At 68.0% G+C, this 13,557-nt stretch carries 11 protein-coding genes; 4 read left to right on the top strand and 7 right to left on the bottom strand.

Annotated features, from left to right (window positions below; all coding sequences use genetic code 11):
* Positions 1 to 51: 51 nt before the first annotated feature.
* The 4 genes from QH196_RS28415 (at position 52) to QH196_RS28430 (ending at position 5,932) form a co-directional block, all read left to right on the top strand.
* The gene (locus tag QH196_RS28415) at positions 52 to 699 is read left to right on the top strand and encodes a TetR/AcrR family transcriptional regulator (RefSeq protein ID WP_033243456.1); all 648 of its coding nucleotides are present in this window, start codon (positions 52 to 54) and stop codon (positions 697 to 699) included.
* Positions 700 to 1,028: 329 nt separating this feature from the next.
* On the top strand, positions 1,029 to 4,643 hold the full coding sequence (gene mfd / locus QH196_RS28420) for a transcription-repair coupling factor (RefSeq protein WP_280418915.1): 3,615 nt from the start codon (positions 1,029 to 1,031) through the stop codon (positions 4,641 to 4,643).
* A 266-nt stretch (positions 4,644 to 4,909) separates the two neighbouring features.
* On the top strand, positions 4,910 to 5,560 hold the full coding sequence (locus tag QH196_RS28425; RefSeq protein WP_280418925.1) for a MazG family protein: 651 nt from the start codon (positions 4,910 to 4,912) through the stop codon (positions 5,558 to 5,560).
* Positions 5,561 to 5,641: 81 nt separating this feature from the next.
* Complete coding sequence (locus tag QH196_RS28430; RefSeq protein ID WP_280418916.1) at positions 5,642 to 5,932, top strand: hypothetical protein; 291 nt, start codon at positions 5,642 to 5,644, stop codon at positions 5,930 to 5,932.
* A gap of 186 nt (positions 5,933 to 6,118) precedes the next feature.
* Here the strand turns inward: QH196_RS28430 and QH196_RS28435 are convergent, their stop codons facing one another.
* From QH196_RS28435 to QH196_RS28465, 7 genes are all read right to left on the bottom strand, one after another.
* The gene (locus QH196_RS28435; RefSeq protein ID WP_280418917.1) at positions 6,119 to 6,694 is read right to left on the bottom strand and encodes a TerD family protein; all 576 of its coding nucleotides are present in this window, start codon (positions 6,692 to 6,694) and stop codon (positions 6,119 to 6,121) included.
* A gap of 115 nt (positions 6,695 to 6,809) precedes the next feature.
* Positions 6,810 to 7,292, bottom strand: coding sequence for a pyridoxamine 5'-phosphate oxidase family protein (locus QH196_RS28440; protein WP_280418918.1), 483 nt, complete (start codon positions 7,290 to 7,292; stop codon positions 6,810 to 6,812).
* Between the two features lie 385 nt (positions 7,293 to 7,677).
* A complete protein-coding gene (locus QH196_RS28445; RefSeq protein ID WP_280418919.1) occupies positions 7,678 to 8,151 on the bottom strand; it encodes a flavodoxin domain-containing protein in 474 nt (157 codons plus the stop codon).
* Between the two features lie 37 nt (positions 8,152 to 8,188).
* Positions 8,189 to 9,538, bottom strand: coding sequence for an MATE family efflux transporter (locus QH196_RS28450; RefSeq protein WP_280418926.1), 1,350 nt, complete (start codon positions 9,536 to 9,538; stop codon positions 8,189 to 8,191).
* A gap of 98 nt (positions 9,539 to 9,636) precedes the next feature.
* Positions 9,637 to 10,779: a PLP-dependent cysteine synthase family protein gene (locus tag QH196_RS28455; protein ID WP_280418920.1), complete on the bottom strand. Its 1,143-nt coding sequence runs from the start codon at positions 10,777 to 10,779 to the stop codon at positions 9,637 to 9,639.
* 81 nt (positions 10,780 to 10,860) lie between these two features.
* The gene (locus tag QH196_RS28460; protein ID WP_280418921.1) at positions 10,861 to 12,237 is read right to left on the bottom strand and encodes an alanine racemase; all 1,377 of its coding nucleotides are present in this window, start codon (positions 12,235 to 12,237) and stop codon (positions 10,861 to 10,863) included.
* On the bottom strand, positions 12,228 to 13,238 hold the full coding sequence (locus QH196_RS28465) for an ornithine cyclodeaminase family protein (protein WP_280418922.1): 1,011 nt from the start codon (positions 13,236 to 13,238) through the stop codon (positions 12,228 to 12,230). Before QH196_RS28465 ends, QH196_RS28460 begins: the two co-directional genes overlap by 10 nt.
* Between the last annotated feature and the right edge of the window lie 319 nt (positions 13,239 to 13,557).

Here is a 13,557-nt window from a genome sequence, read left to right on the forward strand (position 1 = left end):
AATGTCGGTCTACTTCAGGATGGCTGGTTATTGGGATGACAGGCGGAGCTGATGGCTAGGCAAGCGCGCGCGGAGATAACCCGCGATTCCGTCCTGGCGGGCGCTGCCGATGTCTTTCTGCGCTTGGGCTACGCCAATGCGAGCCTCAGCGAGATCATCGCGCAGTCCAATGTGACCAAGGGCGCCTTGTACTTTCACTTCGGGTCCAAGGAAGAACTGGCCCGCGCCGTGGTCGATCAGGGGCAGGAGCGGCTCACCGCCTCCTGTAAGGGTTTCTTCGATTCCCGGGTACCGGCGCTGGAAGCGGCGATCGGGATCACCTACGTGGTGGCGGATCTATCGATGAACGATCCGATGGTCGGCGCAATGCTCAAACTGACCCATCAGATCGGCGACTACCGCGGCGCCAACGGCGACAATATCGCCAAAATGTGGGGCGAGACCTACCGGACGCTCGCCGAGAAGGCAATCACGCAGGGCGATCTGCTCCCCGACCTCGACCCGGAAACCATCGGCCTGCTGCTCTACGGCCTCACCACCGGTATGCATATCGTCGCGGTCGGCACCGAATCGATGGACCAGATGGCATCGCGCATGGAACGGGCCTGGTACTTCCTGATCCCGTCGATCGTCCCGGAAGACAAGGTCTCCTACTTCCGCGAATTCGCCGCCCGCCGCCTCCGCCGCTACGTGCCGTGATATCGGCGCGCTGGCGCGCGCGGGGTTTTGGCCCCTTTGGTCCATGCGTTCAGCACGCGATACTCGCGCCTGCGGCGAATTGCCGCGCTTGCTTAACGCATGGACGGGCCAAAACCTCTGAGGGCCTCGCTGGACTCGGCGCCGTCGTTGGTCACGTTCACGTGGTTCGTTCCAGGGGAAGTCTTGGTCTCCCCTGGTGACAGGCGTCCACTGCGCGCGCCGATCCCGTGTTCGCACCGCCCGCGACGCCGGACGCAGCGCCACGTCACAGCCCCTATAGACTCGGCTGGCCCGGTGGAATCGCCTTCGTTCGCGGTCAGGAGAGAAGAATGTCTGCCCCTCGTCCACCACTGGCGGGACTGGCTTCGGCGGCCGGTGCCGATACCGCGTTGCGGACTGTTTCCGGGATGCTCGGCCGGTCGCCGGTCGAGTTGGTGGCGCCGAGCGCGGCGCGGTCGTTCGTCGCGGCCACCGTTGCCGCCGACCGGCCGGTTGTCGTGGTCACCGCGACCGGTCGCGAGGCCGATGATCTGACCCTCGAGCTCAGCGAGATGCTGGGGTCCGCGGTGGCGCAGTTCCCGTCGTGGGAGACCCTGCCGCATGAGCGGCTGTCGCCGGGCGCCGATACCGTCGGGCGCCGGCTCGAGGTGCTGCGCCGGCTGGCCCACCCCGACGATCCGGTGTATCAGGAGCCGTTGCGGGTCGTGGTGACGACGGTGCGTTCGCTGATGCAGCCGATGGCGGCCGGTCTGGGCGATATCGAGCCGATCGTGCTGCGGATCGGCGCCGAAGCCGATTTCGACGAACTGGTCGCGCGGCTGGTGGAATTCGCCTACACCCGGGTGGATATGGTCGGTAAGCGCGGGGAGTTCGCGGTGCGCGGCGGCATCCTCGATCTCTTCCCGCCCACCGCGGACCACCCGGTGCGGGTGGAGTTCTGGGGCGACGAGATCACCGAGTTGCGTGCGTTCTCGGTGGCCGATCAGCGGTCGCTCGGTGAGGATTCGCTATCCACGGTGGTGGCGTCGCCGTGCCGGGAACTGCTGCTCACTGCCGAGGTGCGGGAGCGGGCGGCGGAGGTGGCGGCGGCGAATACCGCGGATGCCGCGCTCGTGGAGATGCTCGACAAACTGGGTGAGGGCATCCCCGTCGAGGGGATGGAGGCGCTGCTGCCGGTGCTGCAACCCGGTGAACTGCGCCTGCTCACCGAACAGTTGCCCAGTGGCACCCACCTGCTGGTATGCGATCCGGAGAAGGTCCGCACCCGCGCCGCAGATCTGATGCGCACCGGTGAGGAGTTCCTGGAGGCATCGTGGACGGCGGCCTCGTTCGGGGCGGATGCCCCGATGGGCGCGCACGGCCTGGACCTGGCGGCGTCTGCGTATCGCCCGCTCACCCGGATCCGGGACAGCGCCGAAGACCGGGGCCTGCCCTGGTGGACGTTGAGCCCGCTGGCGACCGGTGATCCGGCCGAGATCGAGCTGCCGGTGCAGAGCGGGCCCACTGCCCGCGGCTCCGACGAACTGGTGGCGACGATCTTCGCATCGCTGCGCGCCCATGTCACGACCGGTGGGCGGGCGGTGGTGGTGCTGGCCGGTCACGGCACGGCCCAGCGCACACTCGAGCGCCTCGGCGAAGCGGAGGTGCCCGCCGCGCAACTGGAGGCCGGTGCGGAACCGGCGCCCGGTGTGGTGGGCGTGCTGTGCGGTTCACTGCACGACGGCGTGATCTTCGGCGACGCCGGTCTGGTGGTGGTCGCGGAATCCGATCTCACCGGTAACCGGGTGACCGCGCCGGGCGACGGGAAGCGGCTCCCCGCCAAACGCCGCAACCAGGTGGACCCGCTGGCCTTGAACTCCGGTGACATGGTCGTCCACGACCAGCACGGTATCGGCCGGTTCGTGGAAATGATCGAACGTACCGTCGGTGGCGCCCGGCGCGAATACCTGGTGATCGAGTACGCACCGAGTAAACGCGGCCAGCCCGGCGACCGGCTGTTCGTGCCGATGGAATCGCTGGACCAGCTGTCCCGGTATGTCGGTGGGGAGATGCCCAGCCTGTCGAAGCTGGGCGGCGCGGACTGGGCGAACACCAAACGCAAGGCCCGTAAGGCCGTCCGCGAGATCGCGGGCGAACTGGTGCAGCTGTATGCCGCCCGCCAGGCCGCGCCCGGCCACGCCTTCGGCCCGGACACCCCGTGGCAGCGCGAGATGGAGGACGCGTTCGTCTTCACCGAAACCGTCGACCAGCTCACCGCCATCTCCGATGTGAAAGCGGATATGGAGAAAGCGGTGCCGATGGACCGGGTGGTCTGCGGCGACGTCGGGTACGGCAAAACCGAGATCGCGGTGCGCGCGGCGTTCAAGGCGGTGCAGGACGGTAAACAGGTGGTCGTCCTGGTGCCGACCACCCTGCTCGCCCAGCAGCATCTGCAGACCTTCACCGAACGGCTCGCCGGATTCCCGGTCACCGTCAAAGGCCTGTCCCGGTTCACCGATCCCGCGGAATCCCGCGAAGTGCTCACCGGGATGGCCGAGGGTGAGGTCGATATCGTCGTCGGTACCCACCGGCTGCTGCAAACCGGGGTGCGCTGGAAGAACCTCGGCCTGGTGATCGTCGACGAGGAACAGCGCTTCGGTGTGGAACACAAGGAGCACATCAAGGCCCTGCGCACCCATGTGGACGTACTCACCATGTCGGCCACCCCGATCCCGCGCACGCTGGAGATGAGCCTGGCCGGTATCCGGGAGATGTCGACCATCCTCACCCCGCCCGAAGAACGCCATCCGGTGCTCACCTATGTCGGCGGCTACAACGACAAGCAGGTCACCGCCGCCATCCGCCGCGAACTGCTGCGCGACGGCCAGGTGTTCTATGTGCACAACCGGGTGTCGTCCATCGAGAAGGCCGCCCGCCGGATCCGCGAACTGGTCCCGGAGGCCCGCGTGGTGGTGGCGCACGGGCAGATGAACGAGGACACGCTGGAACGCACCGTCCAAGGATTCTGGCAGCGCGAATACGACGTGCTGGTGTGCACCACGATCATCGAGACCGGACTCGACATCTCCAACGCCAACACCCTGATCGTGGAACGCGCCGACACCCTCGGCCTCTCCCAGCTGCACCAGTTGCGCGGCCGGGTGGGTCGCAGCCGGGAACGCGGTTACGCCTACTTCCTGTATCCGGCCGAGAAACCGCTCACCGAAACCGCCTACGACCGGCTCGCCACCATCGCGCAGAACTCCGACCTCGGCGCCGGTATGGCGGTCGCCATGAAGGACCTCGAGATCCGCGGCGCCGGTAACGTACTCGGCGCCGAACAATCCGGGCATGTGGCCGGTGTCGGTTTCGACCTGTACGTGCGGCTGGTCGGCGAGGCCGTGGAGGCCTACCGGGCGGCCGCCGACGGGAAACCGATCACCACCGAGGAAACCAAAGAGGTCCGCATCGACCTCCCGGTGGATGCGCATATCCCGCCCGACTACATCGCCAGCGACCGCCTGCGCCTGGAGGCGTACCGGAAACTGGCCGCCGCCCACGACGATCCGGCGCTGGCCGCGGTGGTCGAAGAACTCGTCGACCGCTACGGCCCACTGCCGGTGGAAGTCGGCCGCCTGGTGTCGGTGGCCAAACTGCGGCTGCTCGCCCGGGAATACGGGGTCGCCGAGATCGCGGTCACCGGCACCACGGTCAAGATCTCGCCGCTCTCGCTGCCCGATTCGAAACAGATGCGGCTCAAGCGGATCTACCCCAGCGCCTCCTATCGCGCCGCCAGCGGGGTGGTGCAGCTGCCGCTACCGCGCGTACAGGACAGCGTCGGCGCCGACCGGTTGCGTGACGTCGCGCTGCTGCAGTACCTCGCGGACCTGCTGCTCGCCCTGGACGGTAAAGCCGCCGGCGCCGTGGACCTCACCGTCGCGACCGAGGTGAGTCCAGCGCGATGACACCCGCTCGAGACCCAGGCGGGCCCGCCCTCGAACCGGGGCAACCAGCCGATCCGCCGCAGTCCGCGGCGGGGCGGGATCCGAAACGGTCCACCGCCGCGCCGCGACGACCGGAGCCGGGGCTGCCCGCTGTCGCCTCGACGCGACCCGGTGCGCCGGCTGCCGGAGCCACAGAATCCGCGTCGCCGCCGGAACGCCCTGTGCCGGGCGTTCTCGAAGCGGAGACGGCGAATGTGGCGGCGGGGTTGTCCGAGGCGGTCGACGTGATGGACCGGCTGTGGCGGTTCGGCGGCTGGGAGGTCACCCAGACACACGATTCGCTGCGCCCGTACCTGCTCGAGGAGACCTACGAACTCCTCGACGCCATCCAGGAAAACGACCCGGGCACCATCCGCGAAGAACTGGGCGACCTGCTCCTGCAGGTGCTGTTCCACTCCCGGATCGCCGAAGCGGCCGGCGAATTCACCATCGACGATGTCGCCGCCGCACTGGTCGCCAAACTGGTGAACCGCAGCCCCCACCTCGCCGACCCGGCAGCGGCCGGTTTCGACCCGCACGCCTCGGTGACCGAAAAGGTAGCCGCCCAGGAAAAAGCCTGGGAAGAGCGCAAAACCGCCGAGAAGGCACGCCGCTCCTGCCTGGACGGTATCGCCATGGCGCAACCCGCGCTGGCCTTGGCGGAGAAGATACGCTCCCGCAGCGCCCAGGCGGGGCTACCGGACGATCTGATCCCGGACGACCTGCGCGTCGTCCACCTGGGTGGACCGGAAAGCGCGGAAGAGCAGTTACGCAAAGCCACCCTGGAATTCGCCGCGACCATCCGCGGGGCCGAAGACTCCGCCGAAGCTGCCCGCGGCGCTCGCTTACCGCTGAACGCCGGCGACTGGCACAGATTCTGGCCCGTCGGCAATCGATAGTCGTCAGCGCTGCCGGACCGAATTGTGGTGTTCCGGCCGCGTGCTCTACCGTGATGTCGGAGTCGAACTGGGGGGATACCGATGAATCCGGAGTTTCCACAGGCGCAGCCGGGATACCGGCCGGCGCCACCGTTGCCGGGGCGTGCCGACCGGGACGTGCTGACGCCGAACCAGCGGATCGTATTCTTCGCCGCCCACTTGTTCACCTACTTCGGTTCGGTGGTCGCGGCGTCGGTGATCGGTTACACCAGCTGGAATTCGGATTTCCGGGCCTGGGTCGTTGCCGACCCGGAATATCGCGGTGACTCACCCTCACTGGCATGTATCTGCCGGGGTCGGTTGTATTTGCTGCCGCAGTGGCGGTTCCGCTGATCCTGATGCTGATCGTGATCAAGAACAAGCTGCGAACCTACATGCTGGAGCGGCCATTCCGTTGAAGTGCGGAGTCCCGAGCTCGCTGGGAGCTCAGGAATTCTCTGCTCGCCAGGCGAGCGCTGCTCCGGTCCGCTGCGGCCCGCAGGCCATCCGGGCCCGGGACAGCGTCTTCCCCGGAAGGTCTCAGACGTTCACACCGTAATCGCGGGCAATCCCCGCGAGACCCGACGCGTACCCCTGGCCGATCGCCCGGAACTTCCACTCACCTGCCCGACGGTACAGCTCGCCGAACACCATGGCGGTTTCCGACGATGCGTCCTCGGAGAGGTCGTAGCGGGCCAGTTCCGAACCGGTGTTCAGGTCGACGACGCGGATATAGGCGTTACGGATCTGGCCGAAGGATTGCCCCCGCTGGTCGGCCTCGTGGATGGAGACCGGGAAGAAGATATTGGTGATCGTCTCGGGCGTATTGGCCAGGTCGACATTGATCACCTCGTCGTCGCCGTCGCCCTCACCGGTGAGGTTGTCGCCGGTGTGCTCGATGCTGCCCTCCGGGGAGCGGAGGTTGTTGTAGAAGATGAAATGCTGGTCCGAGAGGACCTTCATATTCGGGCCGGTGGCCAGCGCGCTGGCATCGAGGTCGTAATCGGCGCCCATGGTGGTGCGCACATCCCAGCCGAGTCCGACAGCGATTTTGGTCAGGTTGGGGGCCTGTTTGGACAGCGAGACATTGCCGCCTTTGGCCAGGTTTACGCTCATGATCTCCTCCCCGTGGCACCGGTGGCGCCGGATGTGATGTGCGCCGACGGCGCTGGTCAGGACTGCCGGTCGCCCGGATCGAACCGGGGACCGATACGGCGCCGCCGCGCCGGTATCAGACCTGCTGTTCGTTCTCTGCCCACGACTGCAGCGTCGCCACCCGGTGTTCCAGGGCGCGTAGTTCGCTGTCGTCCAGGACGGTGCGCTGAATACCCTGCGCGACCGCGAAAGCCGACTGCCGATGATCGTCGATAACGTCCACGTCGAGGCGGACCGCCACATAGTCGTCCGCGCCGGGCATCTCCTCGGCGATGACCTTGGCCGACCCGCGGGCGCACAGTGCCACGTTGTTCCCGCCGAGGATCAGCAGCGCCACCTGCGGGCGCTCGCGCAGCCGGGCCAGGGAACCGCGATCGAACTTGAGGCTCAGCAGGATTCGCCGGTCACCGGCGCGGACCGGCCAGGACACCGGGATCGCATGCGGCGCCGGGTCGGTGGTGACCAGGACGGCGATCGTTTCCCGCGGCCATTCCGGCAGCGCTTCCAGTTCGGGATGGTCGGTTGCTGGGTTTTCGGCGGAACTGACTCCGGCGGCCATATCGTCCCCTCCTGGATCGACGTGCTGCGGCGGAGGATGCGCCGCACCGGTCACCAGTCTAGAGCCCGGCGCCGACACGCGTCGGCGAAGTCCGTGCCCCCAGCCTGGGGCGGAACCCTGTGCAACCGGACGGTTTACGCCCACGCGCGGTATAGGGCAGCCTCAGAAAACGAGGTCAGCAAGGCCCTCGGGCGAGCCACCAGGGTGCCGGCGCGTGTGTTCGAGCGCCCGCGGAGAGTGGGGCACGACCTGGCCGGGCGGCTCCCGCGCTCATGCCTGCGGGCGCAGCGCTGGTGGGACACCACCGGAGTCGTAACTCGGCGTCCTCGAGCCGTGCTCACGCTGAGGATTGACGGGTAGGGCGGGCCGGCTGTGGTATGCGGTGTTACCCCGCCGCACCCGCGCTCATGCTCAGTCGGCGCTGATCGAGAGGTAGTGTGCGCACCCATTCGCGACCCATCGCGGCGGGTTCGACCTCGGTCGAGGCGTCGTGACGAGCGTGGTCGCCCCTCTGGACAGCGCCGAGTGCGGTGAGTTTCTCGGCGGCGATCTCCCCGCCGCGGTTGAAGGTGTTGTCGTAGACCGAATCGCCGAGGCCGAAGACGGCGAAGCGGAGGCCGGTGAGGTCCGGTTGGTGTGCGTCGAGGGCTTCGAAGAAGGGTTCGGCGCCGGTCGGCAGGTCGCCCTCGCCGTAGGTGGAGCAGACGATGAGGTGGAAGGCCTGCGGATCGAGGTCGGCGAGGTCGAATTCGGACATATCGAAAACCGCGACCTCGGATCCGTTCAGTTCCTCGGCCATCGCCTCGGCCACCTTTTCCGCTGTGCCCATTTCCGAACCGAACAGGACGACAATACGCACCTCACCACTCCTTCCCGCGAACTTTGGAAAGGCAATCCTAACTCACGGTTTCCCGGTGGCGCGGAGCCACCAGGGCATCGTGCTCGTCGAGCAGGGCGAAGTATTTGCGCAGCATCAGGGCGGCGGTGGCGGCGAGGCCCGCGGTCAGCCCCCACCACACTCCCGCGGCGCCGAGCCCGGCGGGGAAGGCCAGCACCACCGCCGTGGGCAGGCCGACGAACCAGTAGCCGACCACCGACAACCGGAACCCGGCGTTCGTCGCCTGGAGCCCGCGCAACAGTCCGGTGCCGATGTTCTGGGCCGCGTCGAAGAACTGCAGCACGATACCGATCAGCAGCAGCGACCTGGCCACCTCGAGGGTCGCCGAATCATCCAGGTCGAGGAACGGTCGCAACACCAGCTCCGGGACGAAGACATAGGCCAGGCCGGTGACCAGCGCGACCACCCCGGCGCACCGCAGCGCCAGCCAGGCCAGGCCGCGGGCGTGCGCGGTTTCGTCGCGGGCCACACTGTGGCTGACCAGGATCGAGGCACCGTGCGAGATACCGATGGCGATCTGGAAGACGATGTAGATCACCTGGTAGACGACATTGTGCGCCGCCAGCGCGGCCGGCCCCAGAGAACCCATGACCAGGGCGAGTACCGAGAACATCCCCGCTTCGGAGCCGTAGGTCAGCGCGATGGGCGTACCGAGCCGCAGTTCGGCGCCTACGGTCGCCGGGCGCACCGGCCACGGGCGCAGCGGCAGGGTACGGCCCAGTTGCGGGTCCCGGCGCACCATGGCCCAGAAGGCCACGAACATGAGCAGGAAGACCAGTGAGCTCGCGACACCCACACCGGTCAGGCCCAGGGCGGGCAGCCCGGCCCAGCCGTGGATCAAACTCAGCGCCAGCACCAGGTTGACCGCGATGGAACCGAGGGTCACGAACAACAGGGCCTGTGGGCGCTGCATACCGACGGTGTACTGGCGCAGCACCTGGAACCACAGGCACGGCAGCAGCCCGGGAGCCAAGGCGACCATCAGCGGCCGGGCCTGCTCGAGTACACCGGCGTCCTGGCCCAGCCATTGCAGCGACCAGCCCAGGCCGATGAGGATCGCGCCGCCGAGTAATCCGGCGGCCGTCGCGATCAGGAAACTCGACCGCACCACATCGCGGATCTCCGGGTCGGGATCGGTGCCCCGTTTCCCGGCGGCGCCCACGGCCGCGGCGATCTGGTTACCGCTGCCGGTGATCAACCCGACGCACATGGTCCGGATCTGGTTGAACAGCACCAGCGCCAGCCCACCGGCCGCCACAGCCTGCACACCGAGACTGCCCATCAGGGCGATATTGGTGGTGGAAACCGCGACCTGCGCGAGCTGGGTCAGGGCGATCGGCGTGGCCAGGGCGGCGAGCCGCCGGAAATCCGGGGCGGCGAACCGCCGGAGGCCGGGGCCGCCCGCCCGGCGGCTGTCGGGGCGATATCGCGAGAGTGGTGTGCTGATCACCGGGCCCGCACCATGGTGTCCGAATCCTCCGTATCGTCGTGCTCGTCGTGGGTGTGCTCGTCCAGCCGTGCGGTAGCGGAATCACCGGTGCCGGAATCGCCGAGTACGGTCGCGTCCACCGGCTGTTTACCACGGCCCGCGGGAGCATAACGGGTCAACAGGGCGTGCACCTCGCGTTCGGCGGCGGTGTCGAGCAGATCGTGTCCGGCCATCCAGTCGTCGTCGAATACCGTATCGAGGTATTTTTCGCCGCCGTCGCACACGATGGTGACCACGGTGGAACCGGCCGGGAACTCGTCGAGCCTGGTCAGCCCCGCATAGACGGAGCCACCCGCCGAACCGCCCAGCATCAGTCCGAGCTGCCGGGATACCGCGCGGCAGGTGGCGAAGGCGTCCCGATCCGAGACCTTGACTCCCTCGTCGAGCAGGTCGTAGTCGACGGCGGTGCCGATGGTGGCGCCGGGCGGGGTGCCGGTGCCGGACTGCCAGTAAGGGCCGCCGGGGCCGCCGAACGCGATCGAACCGACCGGTTCCACACCGATGACGCGCGGTACACAGCCCAACTGCCGTAATCGGGTCGCCGTACCGAATAAGGAACCCCCGGTGCCGACCGCGGACAGCAGGATATCCACCCGGTCCACCTCGTCCAGTAATTCCTCGGCCACTGCGTAATAGCCCACCGCGTTGGCATCGTTGTTGTGCTGTTCGGTGAAATACGCGTCGGGTAGCCCGGCCGCCATGGCCTCGGCGTGATCTTCGCGGGCGGAGGTGGCCAAGGTGTCGTCACCGTCGTCGGCGACGAAGACCAGATCGGCACCCATGGCCCGCATGGCCCGCAATTTGTCCCTGCTCGCGTGATGATCGACCACCGCGGTGAAACGGTAGCCGCGTTCGGCGGCCACCACCGCCAGGCCGAGCCCGGTATTTCCGGACGTGGATTCGATGATATGCCCGCCCGTGCCGAGAAAACCCCGGCGTTCCGCATCCAGCACCATTTCCCGCGCCATCCGTATCTTGGCGGCACCCGTCGGATTGAATTGTTCGAGTTTGAGCAGCAGGCGGCTACCGGAGGGGGTGGTCGCCAATTCGAAGAGCGGGGTGCGGCCGATCAGGTCCGTCACGCGGGTGACGAGGGGCATGGCAGAACTCCTGGGCGTCGATAGCGGTCGGTGCGAAGCGGCCTGGGCCGGCGGCCTCACCGTCAGGATGGGAAGGGGCTGTCAGGGTCGATCGAGAGCCCAGCGGAACCGGCCGCCCGGCGCCTGCGAAAGCACCACCTTCGGGGGAATGGGTAATTCGTGGAAGGGGGATTCGTTGGAATCCATCTGATATCCGGCGGTATTCGGGTAGATCAGCAGGTCACCGGTTTCCGCGGCACGCGGCAGCGGGATCCGCCGCCAGCTGAGCATGTCCGATTCGAGGCAGGTGGCGGCACCGACGACGGTGGGTGTGGGTGTTCCGGCAGTGGTGGGCCAGAGCACCGGATCGGGCAGGTATTCGCTGTCGAACCATTGTTCGGACAGGCTCAGGCTGGAACCGTCCACCGTCAGTACCCGATACGGCTGCCCGTGCTCGTGGCGCGTCTTGTGACCCTGGACGCCGAACACGGTGCTGCCCGCCCGGTCGAGCAATGCCCGGCCCGGTTCGACCGCCAGGGTGGTGCCGGTCTGCCGGAGCCGCCGGGCCAGGTCGTCGCGTTGCAGAATCGCGGCCAGCATGGCCGGGCCGGCTTCGGGAAAGGAATACGGATAATACGATTCGAACGCTTTTCCGGAATGGAACCACCGGCGGTTGGCTTCGTCGCGGAAAGCGGCCCAGTGTTCGGCGGGTACGTAGTCCACCCCGAATCCACCGCCGACGGAAATGGTGGTGGCCGGATGGCCCTGTGCGCGGGCCGCGTGAATACGATCCAGCAATTGAACTGCCAATTCGGCACGGGGTATCGGATCGTATCCGGACAGATGGAAACTGAAGCCCTGCAGGGTGATCGACGGGTATTCGGCCGCCGCGGCGATTGCCTGGTCGAGTTCGTCCGCCGACATTCCGAACCGGCTGGCCGAAGCCGCCGGCAGTACCCGCAGCAATACTCGTACCGGAATATCAAGGGCGGAAAGACGTTTCAACTCGCACACGCTGTCCACGGCGACCAGACATCCGTGCCGGGCGGCGAGCCAATGCAATTCATCGGCCTTTTCGGGCCCGGTGACCAGCAGATCCGCACCGCGGACACCCTGCGCCAGTGCAGCGACGAGTTCGCCGGTACTGGATACGTCGACTCCGGCCCCCGCGGTCGCGCAGGCCCGGGTGACGCACGCCGCCTTGTTCGCCTTCTTCCCGTAGAAGATCGCCCCGGAAACGCCGGCGGCGGCGAAAACCTGCTGGAAGCCTCGGATGTTCTCCACCACCCGGGCCGGATACATCATATGGAAGGGCCCGCCGACCGCGAACGCGATATCCGCCAGCAGGTGCGGATCCGCGAGCACCTGCTCTTCCCAGGGATCACGGTGCGCGGGCAGCGTTGCGGCCACCGTGCCGGCGTGCTCCCCGCGGGAACCGGGGCCGGCTCCCGCGGGGGCATCGGCTCCAGTCAATCCCATAGCGCGACCTCCGTGCCGCGTCCCTCGGCGATGGCGCGTTCGGCCAGCGCGTGGGCCACCGCGATATCGGTCAGCACCAGACCGCTGTTGTAGACGAAGATCCGTTCGTCGGCGCGGCGGCGGGCGACCGCGCGCCGGCTCAGGATCTGCGGTAGTTCGGCGTCCACCGGGCGTAGCACACCGTTCTCGTCGGCCATATCGGTGCCGGTCAAGGCCATCTGCTCGGCGCTGGTGGCGATCACCCGGTCGGCATCGCTCAGCGTGGAGGGGGCGAGACCGTAACCCACCAGCACCACCACGGCCCCCGGTTTCAGATGCTCGGATTCGATCGCGACCTCGGTACCCGGCCCGGCCGTGGCCAGTACGACATCCGCTGTCCGCGCCGCTGCGTAGGGGTCGTCCACCGTTTCCAGCAGTGCATGCGGCGCATACTCGGCGAGCTGCCGGTGGACCGCTTCGATGCCCTCGGGATGGGTGCCGAACAGCATCAGTTTGCGCAGTTGCGGATTGGCGGCCAGCAGATGCGGCAGCGCGTTGCGGCCCTGGGTGCCGGTCCCGATCAGCAGTACCGAATCGGCGTCCCGGCTCAGTGTTTCCCGCACGAGCAGCGCGGACACCGCCGGGGTGCGCAGGGCGCCGACGCGGGCGCAGTCCATCATGGCGATGGGGGCGCCCGTGGTGTCGTCGTAGAGCGTGATGGTCGTGAAGTAGCGCTTGGTGGTCCGGTCGTGGCCGGGATCGAATTTGTACGACGATTTCATCGCGACCACCCGGCGCCGGCCGTCGCGGCCCAGCATGGCGTAGGCCACCGACCAGCCGTCCGGGTTGGCGACGCTGAGTTTGCGTGGGTTGTCCGAATCTCCCGCGGCCAACGCGATATAGGCCTCCTCCACGGCGCGGACCACCTCGGCCGGGGCCACCGGCACATCGGCCAGGTCGCTGCGGCTCAGGACGCGCAGTGGCGTTGCTCGGTCACGTGTGCCCAATGGATCCTCGATCATCTACTGCACCGTTCCGCTCTTCCCGCACCTCCCGGGGCCCGGGGGCCCCGGGGGGGCGGGCCCCCCCGCCGGGGGGGGCGCAAAGGGGGGCCGATAACATCAACACCGGGTAGGGTGGGGCGGGCGGGGCGGGGGGGGGGCCCGTCCCCGCGGGGGGGCGGGGGGGGGGGGGGGGCCCCCCCCGGCGCCCCCCGCGGCCGCGGTCCGGCGGGCCGCCGCGGTGCGGCCGCGGGTGGTGCTGATGGATATGCAGCTCCCGACGGGAACGGCGCCCAGGCGACGGCCGATGTGCTGCGGGTTTCCCCGGACAGCCGGGTGC

The sequence above is a fragment of the Nocardia carnea genome (genome assembly GCF_029868325.1).
Classification (GTDB): Bacteria; Actinomycetota; Actinomycetes; order Mycobacteriales; family Mycobacteriaceae; genus Nocardia; species Nocardia carnea_C.